This window comes from Rhizobium fabae (assembly GCF_003985135.1).
GTDB lineage: Bacteria > Pseudomonadota > Alphaproteobacteria > Rhizobiales > Rhizobiaceae > Rhizobium > Rhizobium pisi.
On the sequence record NZ_ML133664.1, the window covers coordinates 28006 to 47406 of the forward strand.

17 protein-coding genes and 1 tRNA gene are annotated in these 19401 nt (G+C 59.7%); 8 read left to right on the plus strand and 10 right to left on the minus strand.

The genetic code is table 11. The features are described 5' to 3' along the window. Window positions 1-7: 7 nt before the first annotated feature. The 3 genes from EFB14_RS30185 to EFB14_RS30195 form a co-directional block, all read right to left on the minus strand. Entirely contained in the window at window positions 8-1147 is a 1140-nt protein-coding gene (locus tag EFB14_RS30185) for an SMODS domain-containing nucleotidyltransferase (RefSeq protein WP_126830323.1), read from the minus strand. Window positions 1148-1149: 2 nt separating this feature from the next. Then, window positions 1150-2652: an SAVED domain-containing protein gene (locus EFB14_RS30190; RefSeq protein WP_126830325.1), complete on the minus strand. Its 1503-nt coding sequence runs from the start codon at window positions 2650-2652 to the stop codon at window positions 1150-1152. Between the two features lie 173 nt (window positions 2653-2825). Next, window positions 2826-6641, minus strand: a complete 3816-nt coding sequence (locus EFB14_RS30195; protein WP_126830326.1) for a vitamin B12-dependent ribonucleotide reductase — start codon at window positions 6639-6641, stop codon at window positions 2826-2828. Window positions 6642-6762: 121 nt separating this feature from the next. Between EFB14_RS30195 and EFB14_RS33130 the strand changes: the two genes are divergently transcribed. Further along, the gene (locus EFB14_RS33130; RefSeq protein WP_164737615.1) at window positions 6763-7044 is read left to right on the plus strand and encodes a hypothetical protein; all 282 of its coding nucleotides are present in this window, start codon (window positions 6763-6765) and stop codon (window positions 7042-7044) included. A gap of 184 nt (window positions 7045-7228) precedes the next feature. Here the strand turns inward: EFB14_RS33130 and EFB14_RS30200 are convergent, their stop codons facing one another. The 4 genes from EFB14_RS30200 to EFB14_RS30215 form a co-directional block, all read right to left on the minus strand. Next, the gene (locus EFB14_RS30200) at window positions 7229-7819 is read right to left on the minus strand and encodes a hypothetical protein (protein WP_126830328.1); all 591 of its coding nucleotides are present in this window, start codon (window positions 7817-7819) and stop codon (window positions 7229-7231) included. 189 nt (window positions 7820-8008) lie between these two features. Next, window positions 8009-8503 (minus strand): xanthine phosphoribosyltransferase, encoded by a 495-nt coding sequence (gene gpt, locus EFB14_RS30205; protein ID WP_125845061.1) that lies wholly within the window; start codon window positions 8501-8503, stop codon window positions 8009-8011. Window positions 8504-8709: 206 nt separating this feature from the next. Continuing rightward, entirely contained in the window at window positions 8710-9552 is an 843-nt protein-coding gene (locus tag EFB14_RS30210; protein ID WP_126830330.1) for a universal stress protein, read from the minus strand. Between the two features lie 106 nt (window positions 9553-9658). Next, window positions 9659-10435: a competence/damage-inducible protein A gene (locus EFB14_RS30215; protein WP_126830332.1), complete on the minus strand. Its 777-nt coding sequence runs from the start codon at window positions 10433-10435 to the stop codon at window positions 9659-9661. Window positions 10436-10725: 290 nt separating this feature from the next. Between EFB14_RS30215 and wrbA the strand changes: the two genes are divergently transcribed. Together wrbA and EFB14_RS30225 are read left to right on the plus strand one after the other, a co-directional pair. Continuing rightward, the gene (wrbA, locus tag EFB14_RS30220) at window positions 10726-11322 is read left to right on the plus strand and encodes an NAD(P)H:quinone oxidoreductase type IV (RefSeq protein WP_125845058.1); all 597 of its coding nucleotides are present in this window, start codon (window positions 10726-10728) and stop codon (window positions 11320-11322) included. A gap of 172 nt (window positions 11323-11494) precedes the next feature. Next, a tRNA-Leu gene (locus EFB14_RS30225) sits at window positions 11495-11579 on the plus strand. A 372-nt stretch (window positions 11580-11951) separates the two neighbouring features. Here EFB14_RS30225 and EFB14_RS30230 read toward each other — a convergent pair. Next, window positions 11952-12326, minus strand: coding sequence for a VanZ family protein (locus tag EFB14_RS30230; protein ID WP_125845046.1), 375 nt, complete (start codon window positions 12324-12326; stop codon window positions 11952-11954). Between the two features lie 213 nt (window positions 12327-12539). Between EFB14_RS30230 and ilvA the strand changes: the two genes are divergently transcribed. The 4 genes from ilvA (at window position 12540) to EFB14_RS30250 (ending at window position 17126) form a co-directional block, all read left to right on the plus strand. Continuing rightward, a complete protein-coding gene (ilvA, locus tag EFB14_RS30235) occupies window positions 12540-13790 on the plus strand; it encodes a threonine ammonia-lyase (protein WP_126830333.1) in 1251 nt (416 codons plus the stop codon). A 37-nt stretch (window positions 13791-13827) separates the two neighbouring features. Next, the gene (locus EFB14_RS30240; protein ID WP_126830335.1) at window positions 13828-14154 is read left to right on the plus strand and encodes an HlyU family transcriptional regulator; all 327 of its coding nucleotides are present in this window, start codon (window positions 13828-13830) and stop codon (window positions 14152-14154) included. Window positions 14155-14409: 255 nt separating this feature from the next. Then, window positions 14410-15678 carry a GGDEF domain-containing protein gene (locus EFB14_RS30245; RefSeq protein ID WP_126830337.1) on the plus strand — a complete coding sequence of 423 codons (1269 nt, stop codon included), beginning with the start codon at window positions 14410-14412 and terminating at the stop codon, window positions 15676-15678. Between the two features lie 254 nt (window positions 15679-15932). Continuing rightward, window positions 15933-17126, plus strand: a complete 1194-nt coding sequence (locus EFB14_RS30250; RefSeq protein WP_126830339.1) for an MFS transporter — start codon at window positions 15933-15935, stop codon at window positions 17124-17126. Between the two features lie 49 nt (window positions 17127-17175). Here EFB14_RS30250 and EFB14_RS30255 read toward each other — a convergent pair whose 3' ends face one another. After that, complete coding sequence (locus EFB14_RS30255) at window positions 17176-17952, minus strand: glucose 1-dehydrogenase (protein WP_126830341.1); 777 nt, start codon at window positions 17950-17952, stop codon at window positions 17176-17178. 107 nt (window positions 17953-18059) lie between these two features. Between EFB14_RS30255 and EFB14_RS30260 the strand changes: the two genes are divergently transcribed. Further along, a complete protein-coding gene (locus EFB14_RS30260; RefSeq protein ID WP_126830343.1) occupies window positions 18060-18635 on the plus strand; it encodes a TetR/AcrR family transcriptional regulator in 576 nt (191 codons plus the stop codon). Window positions 18636-18683: 48 nt separating this feature from the next. Here EFB14_RS30260 and EFB14_RS30265 read toward each other — a convergent pair whose 3' ends face one another. Continuing rightward, window positions 18684-19298, minus strand: a complete 615-nt coding sequence (locus EFB14_RS30265; RefSeq protein WP_125845040.1) for an FMN-dependent NADH-azoreductase — start codon at window positions 19296-19298, stop codon at window positions 18684-18686. Window positions 19299-19401: the final 103 nt, after the last annotated feature.

The following is a 19401-nucleotide window of genomic DNA, read 5'->3' on the forward strand; positions in this document are numbered from 1 at the left end:
AAGCACCTCACGCGAACCGATCGGTCCTCCGCGGCTCGGCTGGCTGTGACGGAGGAGCGAAGAAACCGGGCTTGCGGTCTCCGCCATTCGGCCCGGGAAGCGGAAACTTGCTTCCGAATAGCTTCTGCCACAGCTCGCCGCTCTTCTGCGCATCATCTGAATCCAGCGCCTCGCGTGCCTGTCCGGCAGCCGTCGAAATCGCCGCGTGGAAAGACTTGAAATCCTCTGCAGAGAGCCGCTTCAGCACGTTGTGCTCCGGTACGCCGTGATCCGGGAGGTCCGGAACCTGATCGAACGTCGCCGGGATGCGCCAGATGTCCCGCATTGTTTCCAGCACTTGGACGAAGCCGGAGGCCATAGACGTGGTGCCATTGCTCAGAACATGCCCGATCATGTGTTCAAGCGGATAGCCCTTCGGGTATTTCGGCAAGATCAGTGCATTTTGTTGCCGCCACCACTTGGTCGCTCGCACGAGATTGACATAATGACCATTGCAGGCGCGGTTCTTGGCTGCAGTCCATTGGATCTGAGCGAGCGGATGTGTGCGCCCCCAATTTCCGACATCGCGATCTGGTAGGAGCAAAGGGTTCGGACGCCAGTTGCCTGTCGGCGCGTCGTCCATCGCCAGAGGCTGGCTACCAAAAGGCGTCGGTTGCCAGCGCTCGTTAAGACGCCAGCTCGTGTCCTCTTCCAGGGAGTCGTTCGTCAAGACCGACTTGGACCGATACAAACGTTCCATAGTCTGCCTTGAGGCAGGATCGGTGGGCAGGGCGGTGATGACCAGATCGATATCGACATAGGACAGCTCGATACCGAAGGACCGCCCTTGCGGACGCCATTTCCCCGGATAGTGGCGCTCGAGGAACGGAACGAATTTGTCCATCGCCTGCTGCGGGGTCGTCTGGTGATAGTCGATGTCGGTCACCACAACGATATCGACGTCGGGCCGCTTGTCTCCGGTCGGGCGGATGGCAGTCGAACGCCGAATGCTTCCCTGCAGGAAGGTGGCGACCACGATTGCATTCAAGTCTTTGTCGGCAGAAAGTCGTGACCGGAGCGTGTTCGCCCCTGCCTTCCAATCTTCCTTCTGCCGTTCCGTAGGCCGGATCTCGCGGAGAAATTCACCGAATTGCGCTTTAAGTTCCATGCTCAACCAATCCTGAAGGAGGGGTGGTAGCTACCGTCTACGGCACCCTTGAAATCGAACTCGTACAAAGTGACTGGCCCCATCGCATCGCGATGCTGACCCATGGAGAAGGCGAATGCGTTCGGCCCGGATATGAAGAAATGCCGCTGTGCTCCGAAAGCGGGGCGCAGGGACTTGAGCGCATCCGCGATCTGGTCTGCGATGTCGGCGGCGTGCTCGCCGCCAGCCAGCGATTTCTGACCCGGGCCGCCTACCGGAGTGACATGAAGAATCCGACCGATGCTGGGAACCTTCGTCTTCACGTATTCTTGGACATCGGCCAGGGCATTGCGGGAGAAGCTCACGACGACCGCTACGTCCAATCCATTGCCGATATCGATCACCGATGTTGAGGCGGGAGGCCCGGCTTTCCCGTCATCAGAGCGCCAGACAGTGGTCGGCCCCCGGCCTTTCTGATTGATTTCGACATGCGTGTTTGTCTTGAAGCCGAGCATGGCTCCGGCGAGGAAGGCGACCGAAGAGTGGCTGTCGAGGAAGAGCCGGATACTCTTGTCGGTCTCGCGAACGCGGGTGAGGAAATCTTCGACCGCGGGCCGGACATCCGTATTCCAGTCGGCACCCGCCTGCAGATGCCGGACGTCGAACATATGGAGGAGGGACAACGTGTTCTCGGGCGTGGCATCGAGATAGTCCGTCGGACCGTCGCTGAACGACTTGATGGAAATGTTCTTCCGATCCTCCGGCTGTGTGGATTTGATCCAACCTTGTTCGATGCAAAGCTCTTCGAACGCTTCCCTGGTCAGCTTATTGCGTTGGGTGACTTTCAGGGCACGGGCGGCACCGTCAAACTTGAACTCGAGACTGTTTCCTCCACTGGACAGGCCGACGACCTGAAAGTGAAGATCCACGTGCTCCCTCATGTCCTGCAGGGAGTGGTAGCCCTCCATGATGTGGAAGGTGTCAAGGATGGCGTAGAGTTCCTCGTCGGTATCGAGCTTGAGATGCTCGCGCCAGAGAGCGCGGACTTTCCCCATCTCGCTTTGCTCTGTCTTGCCAACAGCGAGCTTGCCCACGTCCAGGGACTTGTCGGCTGTCTTGAGCAGCTTGGACAAGGGATCATCGTCGCGTACCCGGTCGGTAGTAACCAGTGTGAACGTCGAGTTGGGCGGTGACTTCTCCACAGCCTCCTTCAGGCGTTCCAAGATCGAAACTGCTGTCGCACCGATGAATTCGGGCTCGATCAGATCTTTGAAGCCGAAGCGGCCAGCCTGGTTGACGTGAAACTTCACTTGGTGATGAGCAGTCTCGACTCTAAACGAACGACGTCCGACGTGGCCGGGGCTGTAGCGCACGACGACATCATCGAAGCCTTTGGGGCCGTCAGTCTCGTACGAGACCTCGACGACATGCGGGGTCTCCGGATTGCGAAGGCCTGAAGCATGTATCCAGAAGAATCGGGCCTGGTAGTCGTGCCCGTCCCAGTTTGCAATCACTGCGTCTGCCATACTCGAATACCGTGCCTGTATAGTTGATTCCTGTTTTGTTCCTTGAGGCATTTTCCGGGCACCGAAGTGCCCGGAATGTTGTTTCGCTAGTCCGCCAAAAGGTCACTTTAGTGACATCAGGATGGCGCAATGACAAACTCAGTGGCGCCCTATATGAAGAGTAGGAAGAATAATCAGCTGCACCCGCTCGTCGCACCGCACGTGTCGCACTTCTCGCAGGTGCCATTTCGCACCATCGTGAAGTTCTGGCACTCCGAGCACATGTTGCCGGTATAGCCTTGCATGATCGAGCGCTGGCGGCGTTCGGCTTCCATCTTCTTGGCTTCCGTCTTGGCCGTTGCCGCGTCCGCGGCGGCCTTGTCGGAGAAGAGGGCGGTCGCGTCGCTGGTGATTTCCTCGATCACCTCTTCGGCGATCTCTTCCGCCAATTCCTTGGCGCGTTCCTCGTAATCGCGCTTGAAGGCGACGATTTCGGAGGTGGAGATGGCGGTGGTCGGCTCCAGCTTGCGGGCCGCACTGCCGGCAAAGGCAGTCACGGTGCTGGTGGAAGCGGCGCGGGCAGGGGCAGCGGTGGCCGCACCCTTGGGTTCACCAGCCTGGCGTTCGCCGCCGGTGCCGGGCACCAGCGTCGGCTTGTAGCCGCGGGTCCAGCCGGTGGAGAGCAAGTTGGTCTTGCCTTCCTGGATGCCCTTGCCGAGTGCGGTGTTGGAGAAATCCGACGTGTCGACATGCGCGAGATCATGGCGGCCGAGATAGGAAACGGCAAGCTCGCGGAAGACATAGTCGAGGATCGACGTGGCGTTCTTGATTGCGTCATTGCCGATGACCATGCCGGCCGGCTCGAACTTGGTGAAGGTGAAGGCCTCGACATATTCCTCGAGCGGCACGCCATATTGCAGGCCGAGCGAGATGGCGATAGCGAAATTGTTCATCATCGCGCGGAAGGCGGCGCCTTCCTTGTGCATGTCGATGAAGATCTCGCCGAGGCGGCCGTCGCCGAATTCGCCGGTTCTGAGATAGACCTTGTGTCCGCCGACGGCGGCCTTCTGGGTATAGCCCTGGCGGCGGTTCGGCAGCTTCTCGCGTTCGCGGGAAACGCGCTCGATTACCCGCTCGATGATCTTCTCGGTGATGGTGACGGCCTGGGCTGCGACAGGCGCCTGCAGCAGTTCCTCCAGCGCATCCTCGTCGTCCTCGTCTTCGATCAGCGAGGCGTTGAGCGGCTGCGACAGCTTCGAACCGTCGCGATAGAGCGCATTGGCCTTGAGGCCAAGCTTCCAGGACAGCATGTAGGCGTTTTTGCAATCCTCGACGGTCGCCTCGTTCGGCATGTTGATCGTCTTGGAAATCGCGCCCGAGATGAACGGCTGGGCGGCCGCCATCATGCGGATATGGCTTTCGACCGAGAGGTAGCGCTTGCCGATCTTGCCACAGGGATTGGCGCAATCGAAGACCGGCAGGTGTTCCTTCTTGAGGAAGGGTGCGCCTTCCAGCGTCATCGCGCCGCAGACATGGATGTTGGCGGCTTCGATGTCCTTCTTCGAGAAGCCCATATGGTCGAGCAGGCTGAAGCTCATGTCGGCGAGCTGTTCGTCGGAAACCTTCAGCGTGTCCTTCAGGAAGTCGGCGCCGAGCGTCCACTGGTTGAAGACGAACTTGATGTCGAAGGCGCTCTTCAGCGCAGCGTTGACGGCTTCGACCTTCTCGTCGGTGAAGCCCTTGGTCTTCAGCGTCGAAGGATTGATCGCCGGCGCTTGGTTCAGGTTGCCGTGGCCGACGGCATAGGCCTCGATCTCGGCGATCTGGCTTTCGGAATAGCCGAGCGTGCGCAGCGCTTCAGGCACCGCGCGGTTGATAATCTTGAAGTAGCCGCCGCCGGCGAGCTTCTTGAACTTGACCAGCGCGAAGTCGGGCTCGATGCCGGTTGTGTCGCAATCCATAACGAGGCCGATCGTGCCTGTCGGCGCAATGACCGAGACCTGCGCGTTGCGGTAGCCATGCTGTTCGCCAAGCTCGAGCGCCTTGTCCCAGGCCGACTTGGCGTGGGCGACGAGATCCTGGTCCGGGTTTTCCGAATGGATCAGCGCGACCGGATCGATCGAGAGCGCCTCATAGCCGGAGGTTTCGCCATAAGCGGCGCGGCGATGGTTGCGGATGACCCGCAGCATGCTCTCGCGGTTCGGCGCGAAGTTCGGGAAGGGCCCGAGCTCGGCGGCCATTTCGGCCGAGGTCGCATAGCAGATGCCGGTCATGATCGCGGTCAGCGAGCCTGCAATGGCGCGGGCCTCGGTAGAGTCATAGGGAATGCCCGAGGACATCAGCAGGCCGCCGATATTGGCGTAGCCGAGACCGAGCGTGCGGTATTCGTAGGAAAGTTCGGCAATCCGCTTCGACGGGAACTGCGCCATCATCACCGAGACTTCGAGCACGACGGTCCACAGGCGAACCGCATGTTCGTAGTCGGCAATATTGATGCGCTTGGTGGCCTTGTCCTTGAACTGCAGCAGGTTCAGCGAGGCAAGGTTGCAGGCCGTGTCGTCGAGGAACATGTATTCCGAGCACGGGTTCGAGCCGCGGATCGGGCCGCCGGCCGGCGACGTGTGCCAGTCGTTCATCGTCGTGTTGAAGTGGATGCCGGGATCTGCCGAGGCCCAGGCGGCATAAGAAATCGTTTCCCAGAGGTCGCGCGCCTTCAGCGTCTTCATCACCCTGCCGTCCTTGCGGGCGGTCAGCTTCCATTCGCCGTCATTCTCGACCGCGCGCAGGAAGTCGTCCTTGATCGAGACGGAGTTGTTGGAATTCTGGCCCGATACCGTGAGATAGGCTTCCGAATCCCAATCGGTGTCGTAGGTCTTGAATTCGAGATCCTTGTAGCCCTGGCGCGCGAACTGGATGACGCGCTGGACGTAGTTTTCCGGAACCTGGTCCTTCTTGGCGGCACGGATCTCGCGCTTCAGGGCAGGGTTCTTGCTCGGGTCGAAGCAATCGCCGTTGTCGCCGCCATCGCAATTGAAGCAGGCCTTCATGATCGCCTTCAGATGCTTGGCGACGACCTTAGAGCCGGTGACGAGAGCCGCGACCTTCTGCTCTTCCTTGACCTTCCAGTTGATGTATTCCTCGATATCGGGATGGTCGATGTCGACGACCACCATCTTGGCGGCGCGGCGTGTCGTGCCGCCCGATTTGATGGCGCCGGCAGCGCGGTCGCCGATCTTCAGGAAGCTCATCAGGCCGGAAGAGCGGCCGCCGCCGGAAAGCTTTTCGCCTTCGCCGCGCAGCATCGAGAAATTGGAGCCGGTGCCGGAGCCATATTTGAAGAGGCGGGCTTCGCGCACCCAGAGGTCCATGATGCCGCCTTCGTTGACGAGGTCGTCTTCAACGGACTGGATGAAGCAGGCATGCGGCTGCGGGTGTTCGTAGGCCGACTTGGACTTGGTCAGCTTGCCGGTGAAGGGATCGACGTAGAAATGGCCCTGGCCGGGACCGTCGATGCCGTAGGCCCAGTGCAGGCCGGTGTTGAACCACTGCGGGGAGTTCGGCGCGACGCGCTGCGTGGCGAGCATATAGGCAAGCTCGTCCTTGAAGGCTGCAGCATCTTCTTCGGAGGAGAAATAGCCGCCCTTCCAGCCCCAATAGGTCCAGGTGCCGGCGAGACGATCAAAGACCTGGCGCGCATCGATTTCGGAGCCGGTCTGCTCATCCTTGGGCAGGTTCTTCAGCGCGGCATCGTCGGGAACGGAGCGCCACAGGAAGGAAGGAACGTCGTTTTCCTCGACCTTCTTCAGCCGGGTGGGAACGCCGGCCTTGCGGAAATACTTCTGCGCCAGAACGTCGGTCGCGACCTGGGAGAACTGCGCGGGAACATCGATATTCTCGAGGCGGAACACGATCGAACCGTCAGGGTTCTTGATCTCGCTCGTCGCCTTGCGGAATTCGACATCCGCATAGGCGCCTTGGCCGGCCTTCGTGAAACGACGTTCGATGCGCATAGTCTTGACCTCGCGTTGGCGCCCGGTCCCCGCGACCTGGGCGCAAATTTCCTATCCGGCGGCACTTTGTCGTCGTGCAGCCAGCCTCGTTTCCGTATTGTGACAGGGGTGTCATCCGGAGATGTCCTTCCTGTATCTTGTGGTGATGGTGGCTGCAAACGCTAAATATAGTATTAACAGCTTATTATCGCCAGTCCCAATGTCGCTTTTTTTGGAGGCTGAAAACCGCGCAAGAACCCTGCCGGGCCTGAACCGTTTCCGGTGCAATGCCCTGGTCCTGCGTCCTGTTTTTCAAAAGGGAACCGGGCTCGTTACCTCCGGTCCTGTCGCCGCCGCAACATCAGGAATAGTAAAGTTTGAAACAGCTGATTCCGTCAAGGGCTGGCTTTTAATTGATTGCTAACCACAACATCTTGTGGATGCGCCTGTGAAGATTGGGGAAAGCCCGGGAGCGCTGAAAATACAATGGCTTGCAGGCATTGCCGGCTAAGGAAAATGGCGCAAGGGTAGAAAATCGCCCTGCGGCAAATCTTATGATGGCATTTTTCCGGCAAATGCGCATGCCGATTCGTTCGACGCAAGCACCCTCAGAGCGCATCGACGGCGATGGTGACGGTGGCCACGCCGATCGGCCTGTCCTGCCTGTCCATGACAACGAAGCTCGCCTGCGTTTCGAGCATCTGCGTGGATTCGTTGCGTTCCGCCCGGTCGATGAAGATCTCGCGGGAGCCGTTGGCGAAGGTTTTGAGATATTTTTCCTCGTCGCCCTGCCAGTAATCGGTGGTGATGGCGCTCTGCCCGACGTTCAGCCCATGGCTGTCGGTGACGAAGAATTCGACGATTGCCCCTTGCGAGGCGTCCTGCATGGCCTTCAGATAGTGCGAGACTGATTTGTCGAGCAGCAGCTTGACCATCTGCAGGTGGTGCTGAATGACCTCCGACCGGTAAGTCTCGTCGAGAACCCGCATATCCATTTCGCTGACATTGCCGAATTCCACATTCTGCTCGGCAATGGCATTCAGCACCAGCGGCGTTTCGACCATCTGCCTGACCCGGTGTTCGACATAGTCACGCACGAGGGGCACGTAGGCAGGTTCGGCGCGGGCAGGGAGCAGCGGAAAGAGGCAGGCCGCCAGTCCGGCGGCCACACCCGCTCCCACACATCCCCATCGCGCCATATTGCTTCCCTCTCTCGGATCGTCAGGCGCACGTTTTAAGCGCAACCTGACGCGATTCGCACGCCGCCCATGCATGAGAAGAAAATAAAATAGATGCGGAAAACCCGATAGCGGATTCAGCAGGCCTCGCCGACAAAATCTGGAACAATTTCAAGTAGCAAATACTAAGTCTGCTGCTGCCGGTAGCGGTCAGTGCGCGCCCTTGGCGATCGGTTCCTGATAGGTGAAGCCCATGTCCCAGGGGAAGTAGATCCAGGTATCCTGGCTGACCTCGGTGACGAAGGTATCGACGGTCGGAACGCCTTTCGGTTTGGCGTAGACGCAGGCGAAATGCGCCTTCGGCAGCATGGTGCGCACCTGTGCTGCGGTCTTGCCGGTATCCGTCAGGTCGTCGATGACGAGCACGCCTTCGCCTTCATTTTCGGCAAGCTCGGGCGCGATGCCCTTGAGCAGCACCATGTCGCCCTGGTTCACATAGTCATGATAGGAGGCGATGCAGACCGTTTCGATCAGCCGGATGTTTAATTCGCGCGAGATGATTGCGGCCGGAACGAGGCCGCCGCGGGTGATGCAGACGATCGCCTTGAAGGTCTGCCCGAGGCCGGCAAGCCGCCAGGCAAGCGCTCGCGCATCGCGGTGGAATTGATCCCAGGAAACGGGAAAGGCTTTATCGGGAAGGGACATCGGGGCTGCTCCGCGGCATGATGAAAATGACACGCCGTTTGCCGGCGACCGAGCGGTTTGAAGCGACGATCGGCAAAACGAGAAATCGCGCAGCCGACACTGCGCGAGATCGCGAGCTGCTACTGCGCGAGACGTGGCCGAGGCTCGAAGCCGTCATCGGTCGCTGCAATTAGCGGGATTTGCCGGTAAAACGCAAGAGCAACCCGTTACCGCGACAACAGGGTCAGCGCCGTCATCGATTGCAGCAATGTCCTCGTCGTGCCGCCGAAGATCATCTGCCAGAGCCAGGAATGCGTATAGGCGCCCATGACGAGAAGATCGATACTGCTGTCCGAAAGCCGGTTCTCGATCACATGAGACGTGTTCTTGTCGATACTTTCCGCCGTCGAAAGCGTCGTCTTCACGCCGTGACGGGCAAGTGTGGCGGCGATCTCGGCACCTGATGTCAGCGGCGAATGCAGCGCCGTATCGGCGGGATCGACCGAAAAGATCTCCACCTCGTCGGCCGCTTTGAGGATCGGCAGCGCGTCGAAGGTCGCGCGCGCGACCTCCTTCGAGCCGTTCCAGGCGATCAGCACGCGTTTGATCGGCTTCGGCCGGCGGATGATATAGGGGATCATCAGCACCGGCCGGCCGGTGTCGAAGAGGAAGCTGTCGACATCGACATGGCTGTCGGAGGGGTTGGCGGGGTCTGCCTGCGAGGCGATCAGCAGATCGGCACTGCGCGCGCTTTCAATCAGCGGCGCGGAGCCGTAACCGGTTGATGTGGCAAAGCTGCGCCACTCGGAGGAAGCGCTGGCCGCCGCCGCTTTCTCTCGAAAGATGCGCTCCACCGCAATCGTTTCGCCATGCGCCATGTCCTGCAGCGCCTGCACCGCGACGGGATCGGGAATTTCCATCGGCGCCACCAGCGGTACGACGGAGATGGTTTCGGCATGCAGGCCGATCACATGGGCGCCGCTTTCGGCGGCCATGGCAAAGGCGAAATCGGCAACGGCGGCGCTATTGTCTCTTGTATCGAGAATGGCGAGAATGGTTTTGTAACACATATCAATTCTCCTTCGCTGAAATGGCTTGTGCGCGAGGGAAGGAATGCACCGGACCCTTCTCCTGTTCCTTGATGGGGATCAAGCAGATCCCAATCCGGCGTTGTCCTCAAGCCTCGGCGGAGTGGTTTTCGGCAATGTCCTTCCTTTGGCGGATGGCATCGATCATCGCATGCACCTCGGCGCCGGCCGCATCGATCGCCGCCTGCGAGCGGCCGCGCACGACGATCTCGGTCGAGAACTTCTGGCCGACATAGCGCGGATAGGAACCGATGCTGGTTTCCGGATGCGCTTTCTGGATCGCGGTCAGTGGTGTGCCGATTTCGCCTTCGCCGTAAGGGCAGGCGATGGCAAGCGAAAGCACGGGCATGCCGGTTCGAAGCGTCGGCAGCACATTGTCGACCATCGCCTGGAAGACCTGCGGCACGCCGGCCATGACATGCACATTGCCGATGATGAAGCCCGGCGCCGTCGAAACGGGATTGGCGATATGGACAGCGCCCCGCGGCATGCGCGCCATGCGCTGACGTGCCTCGGTGAATTCCATCTCGCGGCGTTTGTACATCTCGGCAAGCAGCATCATTGCCGCTTCGTCGTATTCGCAAGGCACGCCGAAAGCCTTTGAGATGGCATCGGCAGTGATATCGTCATGCGTCGGCCCGATGCCGCCTGATGTGAAGACATAGTCATATTTACCGCGAAGCGCGTTCAGTGCCTCGACGATCGCCTCATCGTCGTCGGCAACGATGCGCACCTCCTTCAGGTCGATACCGGAAAGGGTGAGCATATCGGCGAGATGGCCGATATTTTTGTCCTTGGTGCGTCCGGAAAGAAGCTCGTCGCCGATGGCGAGCATGGCGGCGGTGACGACGATGTCATGGCTCATGGGATGTTCCGTGATGTGAGGCTGGTGAATAGGTAGCGCCCTTCGGCCGCTTTGCAAACAGGGAGCATGATGCCGAAAAGTGTAAGCGGTTTTCGGATGACATCATGCCCTAACTCTCTGAATGCTGTTCAGCCGATGCGTTCATTTTTGCTGAAATGAAAACGCAAGTGAATTTTCGTCTACATCAGTTGAACACTGAGTTCTTCGGGGCAGGGCTGTGTTAAGTCACATGCGCTGATAGAAATCCCTCAGTTTCAAAGTTCACCCCAATGTTCCAAGGAAGATAGAAGATGGCGAAGGTTCTCGTCCTTTATTATTCGGCTTACGGCCACATCGAAACCATGGCTTATGCCGTTGCCGAAGGCGCGAAGTCGGCTGGTGCCGACGTCACCGTCAAGCGCGTTCCCGAACTCGTGCCGGAAGAAGTTGCCAAGGCGTCCTATTATAAGGTCGACCAGGCTGCTCCGATCGCCACCGTCGACGAACTGGCGGACTATGATGCGATCATCGTCGGCGCCGGCACGCGCTTCGGCACGGTCGCTTCTCAGATGCGCAATTTCTGGGATCAGACGGGCGGCCTCTGGTTCGCTGGTAAGCTCGTCGGCAAGATCGGCTCGGTCTTCACCTCCTCGGCAACCCAGCACGGCGGCCAGGAATCGACCATCCTCGGCTTCCTCCCGACCTTCCTGCATCAGGGCATGGTCGTTGCCGGCCTTCCCTATGCCTTCCAGGGCCAGATGGGCACCGAAGAAGTCAAGGGCGGCTCGCCTTACGGCGCCTCCACGATCACCAACGGCGACGGCTCGCGCCAGCCTTCCGAGATCGAACTGGAAGGCGCGAAATACCAGGGCGCCCATGTCGCCAAGCTTGCCGCCAAGCTCGCCTGATCTTTGATACTGGAATGATGAAGGCGCAGCAGGCGTAAGCCGGCTGCGCCTTTTATTTTTTACCCCGACGGACCGGCGGCCATCGATCGCCGCCGCCGGCAAATGAGGTATGATTTTTACGCCTCACGGCTCTTCCCATCGCCAATGACGCAAGTTATTGAAAACGCGGCAAGCGGGCGTGGCGAAACTGGTAGACGCAAGGGACTTAAAATCCCTCGGCCTTGGCTGTACGGGTTCGATCCCCGTCGCCCGCACCACCTTTATAATCCTGTATGAATATGCTCGTATTTTGTGCATAAAAGCGGGTGTCGCTTGACAAAGCCATTTTTGGTGCAAGGATTGCGCCGCGACGGTTGAGTAAGTGTTGTCTTGTGGGAGTAAGGCGATGGTTTACGATTGGAGTGGGACTAAGGTTCGGCGCATCCGTATCTTCAAGGCCAGTGTCGCACTTGTTCTGGGAACTGCGATGGCCGCGATACCGCTGTTTTTCTGGGCAATGCAATTGCGCGGTTTCTAGAGTGTTCTTAGCGCGTCCAGGAAGACGCACTAAGAACACTCTATCGATTTCGATCTGCACAAATCCCGAATTCGATCTTCGGGGTCATGTGCTGGTTTGTTGCTAACAACAATCAGCGTTCTGTGAGCGGAAGGGTGTCTGGTGCTTTCGCATCGCGCCATTTGTTGATCACCCAGCCGGCCAGAAGCCCCAAGGCTGCGCCCATTGCCTTGATGCCGGCGTCATGCAGGCGCGCGTGACGCGTCGGTACGAAGTATTGCAGATATTCGATGGCGACCGCGCCGACGACCAGCAGCGCCGCCACCGTTTTCCACTGCTTCGGATAGGCGAGCGCAAAGGCGAGCCCAAGGACCACGTAGGCGCTCGCACGGTCGGTATCGACCGTCGTGACCGTTTCCGGCCTCAGCCCGATCGGCGACACGGTGACGAAGATGATGAAGGCAAGCAGCAGCCAGGCCAGGGGTCTTGCGAATTTGAAGATCATCATAGCTTCATAAGTGGCCGGCCGGTTCATTGACAATTAAAATTAGTTCATGTGCCGTCAATTTTGCGGTTGGCTTAAGAAAAACTTTCCCGGAGAACAACGGTTCGTCGAGCAAGCCGATCCGGCGGCGAACCGGAAATGGCCGAAGCGGGCTTTCTTTTGCCGGTCCGCCTATGCCATAGCGGCGGTGGCTAATCGTGAGAATGGACGACACCCGTGACGAGACTTGATGTCGAAAGCGCCGAAGAGGCAATGCGCAGCCTGTTTCCGGCAACGCCGCTGCAGCTCAACGATCATCTCTCGGCCCGTTACGGGGCCGATATCTGGTTGAAGCGCGAGGACCTGTCGCCGGTGCGGTCCTACAAGATCCGCGGCGCCTTCAATTTCTTCCGCAAGGCAATCGGGCAGGGGGCTTCCGGCAAAACCTTCGTCTGCGCCTCGGCCGGCAATCACGCCCAGGGATTTGCCTATGTCTGCCGCCATTTCGGCGTGCCTGGGGTTGTCTTCATGCCGGTGACGACGCCGCAGCAGAAGATCGACAAGACCCGCATGTTCGGCGCCGAGTTCATCACCATCCGGCTGTTCGGCGACTTCTTCGACCAGTGCTACCAGGCCGCCCGCGAGCATGTGGAAGCGGTCGGCGGTGTCATGGTGCCGCCCTTCGACCATGCCGATATCATCGAAGGGCAGGCGACGGTCGCAGCCGAAATCATGCAGCAGCTGCCGGAAGGAACGGTGCCCGACATGGTCGTCCTGCCGGTCGGCGGCGGCGGACTTGCCGCCGGCATCACCGGCTATCTCGACGGCACGGTTGCGAAATCGGCCTTCGTTTTTGCTGAGCCCGCTGGCGCGCCGAGCCTGAGGCGCAGCATCGAGGCGGGTGAGGTGACGACGCTTGCCAAGGTCGACAATTTCGTAGACGGCGCCGCCGTGGCGCGCATCGGCGACCTGAATTTCGCCGCCCTTCGCGATTTCCCGGCAAGCCAAGTGCAACTGATGCCGGAGAACGCCATCTGCGTCACCATTCAGGAGATGTTGAACGTCGAAGGCGTTGTTCTGGAACCGGCCGGCGCCTTGTCGTTGACGGCGATCGCCGCGATGGATCGGGAGACGATCCGCGGCAAGACCATCGTCGCCGTCGTCTCCGGCGGCAATTTCGATTTCGAGCGCCTGCCTGACGTAAAGGAAAGAGCCATGCGTTACGCGGGGCTGAAGAAATACTTCATCCTGCGGCTCGCCCAGCGCCCTGGCGCACTCAGGGATTTCCTCAACCTGCTCGGTCCCGACGATGATATCGCCCGCTTCGAATATCTGAAGAAATCGGCGCGCAACTTCGGCTCGATCCTGATCGGCATCGAAACCAAGGCGCCTGAGAATTTTGCCCGCCTGATCGGAAATTTCGAAGCTGCCGGCATGGGTTACGAAGATATCACCGAAAATGAGATCCTCGCCAATTTGATCATTTGACTTGGCGGAAACGATGCCCTCGTGCTAAAGGCGGGTCATGGCTTCGTTCATTTCAAATCTTTTTTCGATGTTCTCCGGCGGTGGCAAACCGGCCGCGGAAGCGGCAGGCCCTTCCGGCGAGCCGCAGCTTTACGGCGATTGCACGATCTATGCCGAACCACGCAAGGAAGGCGGCCAATATCGCCTCGTCGGCCGCATCGAGAAGAAGGTCGGCGACGACGTGCTGGTGCGCAATTTCATTCGCGCCGATATGTTTTCCTCTTCCGATGACGCGATCGAATGCACCGTGCGCAAGGCGCAGCAGATCATCGATCAGCACGGCCCGTCGCTCTTTGGTGACGGCGAGAAGGTCCGTCAGGTCTGAAATCGGGATCCCGGCTTGGATCGGGATCGGATCTCGGCAGGATACTCCTTGCTTTTCAATCGCATGACCTGCGTGCCGCGCGGCGTCTGATTTTGCACACGCAATCTTAAAGGATTGCGGTGAAAGCTATCCCCGCAGGATTTGCAGGGTTGCCCTCGTGTTTCATTTTTTTGGACGATCGACCAAAGGGTCCGCTGTCGCGATCGCCGCGCCTGCGGAGTTCGGGGGTCGTTGGCTGGGAGCCGCGGTGTCGTAATGGAGGCACTCAACCTCGCTCTCTTCGTCGTCGAAGCCGTCGCCTATTTCACGCTGATGGTGATGCTTCTGCATTTCCGCCATCGGCTCGGCCTCGGGGTCTTTCTGACGGCGCTCGGCGTCATGCATTTCATGGAAACCTATCTGGCGGCGGTCTTCTATGTCTCGCTTCCGTTCGGAGACGTATCGCCCGGCTCATCGGTCTTCTTCTCCGGCAAGCTGATGATGATCCTGATGCTCTATCTGCAGGAGGATGCGGCGACGGTGCGCCAGCCGATCTACGGCCTGTTCTTCGGCAACCTTTTGACCGTCGGCATCGCCTGGGTGCTGCAGCTGCACCACCCGCTCGAGATATCGCCGGATCACACGCCCGACGTCGATTTCTTGAAGGAGATGGGCTGGCTGATGGTCTGGGGCACGGCGCTGCTCTATGTCGATTCGCTCGGCATCATCCTGCTTTACGAAAAACTCGGGGATTTCTTCCGCCGCCGTGTCGTCCTGCGTTTCATGATCTGCGGCTTTGCGTTGCTGACCTTCGACCAGATCGGCTTCTTCGCCGCGCTGCATTATTTCCTGGACGTGCCGGTCGCCGCATTCTGGGGCGGCTGGAAGGCGAAGATGTTTGCCGTCTGCCTCTACGCGGTGATGTTTGCGATCTATGAATATCGCATTCGTCGCGTCGGCTCTGCCGCATCCGCACGCTCCATCAGCGACGTGTTCGGCGACCTGACGTTCCGCGAGCGCTACAACGACCTTCTCGAGCGGACCGGCCGCGACATGCTCACCGGCGTCTATGACCGTACCCGGATGGAGCTGGAAGCGCCGCTGATGCTGAATGAGGCATCGAGACAGGGGCTGTTCGCCACGGTCCTCATTATCGACGCCGATCACTTCAAGGACGTCAATGACGGCTACGGCCATCTCCAGGGCGACGAGGTGTTGAAGGCGATCGCCGCCCGGCTCGGGACGACGCTGCGTTCCAGCGACCGCATCTTCCGTTTCGGCGGCGAAGAGTTCGTCGCCGTCTGCCCCGGCACAAATCATGAGGAAGGCCTGCTGCTTGCCGAACGCCTGCGCTGGACGATCGCGACCAGCGTCCAGACACCGGATGACAAGCCGGTGACGGTCAGCATCGGCATTGCGACCGCCGATGAAGACGGCACCAGCTTCACCACCGTGCTCTCGGTCGCCGACGGCAGGCTCTATGAAGCCAAGAAGAGCGGCCGCAACTGCATCGTCGGCCGCTCCGGTGTCGTGAAACTCAGTTAGCCCAATAACGATCCTTCCAAGTATCGAGCGCTGCCTCAGGAGCGGCATGAACGAGTCGGCTCGCCGGGTCGTCGGTCAGATGCAATGCCTCGCTTGGGGTGTTGGTGATGTTGAGTAAACAGAAACATCCTTCTAAACACTGTCGTGTTTTCAATATGTTATCGACACAATGAAAACGTCTTGTTCGGAAAATACAAACGTGATCTCCATTGCCGCAATATTCCAGTGAACTGTCTTGCGAGGGGCATGGAGACATGAGTGATGCGGTTGCACAGCAGAGGGTCGATAGCGGCGAGTTTACCGTTTTGTGTATCGGAGGGTTTCTTCTTTCGATTGCCTATGGGGTAACGTTCCTGATCCCAGTGTTGGTGGGTAAGGGTGGCGGGGACGAGGCGCTGGCCGGCCTGATCATCTCGGCGGCGACTGTCAGCACGGTCATTCTCGTCATCCTGTCCGGCCACATCGCGGATGCCATCGGCTCTGCGCGGGCGGTCGCGGTTTCGGGGCTGTTTCTTGCTGCATCGGGGTTGGGTTTTGCCATGGTCCCGTCGGCCGGGGTGGGGCTGATGACTGTCGGTTTCATTCTCGGCATAGGCTGGGGCACGTTCTATGCCCTCGGCCCTCTGCTGGTCGCCGCGATCATCGAGCCCGAGCATCGTATCCGGTTTTTTGCCCTGCTTTCCGGATCGATGATGTCAGGCATCGGCGTCGGGCCGATCATCGGCCGCGTAGCGACCGGCTGGTCCATGCCGATCGAGACGGCTTTTCTTTTTGCTTCCCTTTCCAGTCTCGCCGGCGGCGCACTTTACTTCCTGCTCCACATCAGGCTGACCAACGCCGGCAAGATATTGCCTCATGTCAACAAGATCTCGTTTGGCGCGGCACGACGGGTGATCGCGTCACCGGCAATATATTCCATCGTGATGGTTGGCGTCGGCGGTGCGATTTTCGGCGGATTGTCCAGCTTTCAAACCAGCTACGCCAAGGCGCATGGGTTCGACTACTCCCTTTTCTTCATCGGTTTCATGTCCTCCGCGATTCTGAGCCGGCTATTCGCAGCGGGATATGTGGTCAAGAAAGATCCGTTCTATTCGCTCCTGGTCCTGACAAGCCTGACGCTGGCATCGATCCTGCTGTTCCTGATGGTAACATCGAGTGCACTGGGCTATCTCTGCGCGGCGGCGATGCTGGGGCTGGGATACGGGCTGACCTATTCCGTCATCAACGGCCTTGCCGCAAATGAGGCTCCGGCCGGCCTTATGCCGCAGTCGCTGCTTCTCTTCTCGCTGGCCTATTTCATTGGCGTCTTCGGCTTTCCGCTGATCGCCGGTAAGCTCATCGTTTCGTCCGGTATCCAGACCATGCTGTATGCAGTGCTCCTGCTTGCCGTAGTGAATTTGGCAATCGTTCTGTTTCGTCTTGCCTATCGCGCCATGCGGGCGAGCTAAGGCAAGCATCTGTCAGGCCGGGCAGGTTGATTTGCCCGGCCCAGCTTTCTCAGGCGGTGCGGAAAATCTTGGCGCCGGAGGGCGCGCTCGTCATGCCGCCGTCGACGGTGATCTCGATGCCGGTGACATTGGTCGAATCATCCGAGGCCAGATAGAGCGCCGCCTTGGCGATTTCGTCGGCTTCACTCATGCGGCCGAGCGGGCTCATGCCGCCGAGACGGGCCTCGAGCGCCGACATTGCGTCTTCCGTTTGTGCCATAGGCGACCAGATCGGCGTTTTCGTGCCGCCGGGTGTGACCTGGTTGACGCGGATGCCGCGCGGCGCGAGTTCGGACGCCATATTGCGCGTCATCGCCCGGACCGCCGCCTTGGTCGCTGCATAGGCCGTCCAGCCGGGAGCGCCGAGCACGGCATGCACCGAACCGTTGAGGATCACCGACGCGCCGTCATTGAGATGCGGCAGGGCCGATTGCACGGTGAAGAAAACCGACGTCAGATTGGTGCTGATGATCCGGTTGAACTGCTCCGGCGACGTGTCACCGAGCGGTGTCGCGCCGCCGATGCCGGCATTGGCGAAGACGATGTCGAGCTTGCCGACCTTTTCGGCGGCTTCCGCAAGGGCCTTCTCGGTGGCTGCGGTATCGGTGACATCGACCTTCAGGGCCAGCACGCCGGCCCCCAGAGCCTTTTCGGCGGCAGCAAGTGTTTCCGGATTGCGGCCGGTGATCACGACCTTGGCGCCCTCGTCGATGAAGACCTTGGCGGTCGCAAGACCGATGCCGCTGTTTCCGCCAGTAATCAGGGCGACCTTGTTTCTTAGACGCATGGTTCATGCTCCTCTTGGAATTGGCAACGATATGGATTACGATCGTTATCCATAAGGATTATGATTGCAATCCACATAAGTCAAGAGGCAGTGCCGGGAGAATTCCGATGGGTCGTTCGCAGTTGGAAAAACAGAAGACGCACGAGAAGATCGTCGAGACCGCGTCGAAGCGACTGCGCGAGGAGGGGCTCGAGGGCATCGGCGTCGCCGACCTGATGAAGGAAGCCGGACTGACTGTCGGCGGCTTCTACAAGCACTTCGCCTCCCGTGACGATCTCGTTGCCGAGGCGATCCAGTCCGCGTTCGATTCATGGGGACGCAGGCTGGAGGCCGAGGGAGTGGACCCGGCGAAGATGACCGCTGCCGATATCGCTGATCGCTATGTCAGCGCCTATCATCGCGACAATCCCGGCGAGGGCTGCCCCTTTGCCGCGCTGACCTCCGATCTGTCACGCAGCGGCGAGAAGGCACGGGGGATCGCGACGGAGCGGCTCAAGCGCAATTTCGCAGCACTGGCGAGCAAGGCCGCGGGAGTGGATGATGGGGAAAGACGGCGCAAGGCGATCATGGCTTTCGCGATGATGGCGGGCGGCGTCGGCCTTGCCAGGATTTCCTCGGATGAAAATCTCTCGGCTGAAATCCTGGCGACGGTCCGAGATTTTGTCGCCGATATCGACAAATGACAAAACGGCCGGCGAAGGCCGGCCGTTTCAGAAAAATTCGCGAGCTGATCAGGCAGCCAGTGCGATTTCCTGGACGCGCGACTTGGCGGCGTCGATGGCCTTCTCGGCGGCTTCCGGACCGAAGGCGAGGCCTTCGACATAGATGGTCTCGATATCGGTGATGCCGAGGAAGCCAAGAACCGACTTCAGGTACGGAACGGCATGGTTCAGGGGAGCAGCCGGGCCCTGCGAGTAGACGCCGCCGGAGGTGAGCACCACATAAACCTTCTTGCCGGTTACGAGGCCGACCGGGCCGCTTTCCGTGTACTTGAAGGTCACGCCTGCGCGGGCAACGTTGTCGATCCAGGTCTTCAGCGACGAGTAGATATTGAAGTTGATCAGGCCGGTGCTGATGACGATCGTGTCGGCGGCAAACAGTTCAGCGACGAGTTCGTCGGAGGTCTTGATGGCTGCAATTTCTTCGGCGGTGCGGGCGTCGGCCGGCTTGCGGATCGCGCCGGTGAAGAGGTCGTCAATATGCGGCAGCGGGTTGGAGGCGAGGTCGCGGCGGACGACGACGCTGCCCGGCTTCTGGTTCTTCAGCTTTTCGGCGAGATCGACGGCGATCGGCGTCGACAGCGAGTCGGCACGCGGGCTGGACGTCAGGAGGAGGATGGACGACATGGTGCATTTCCTTTCGAATTGAATTTGACGGCCCGTTTCTGGGAGGTGAGCCGCAGTGTCGATGAGGAAAATAGGTCTGGCCTGCTATCGAAAAAACGGTGAT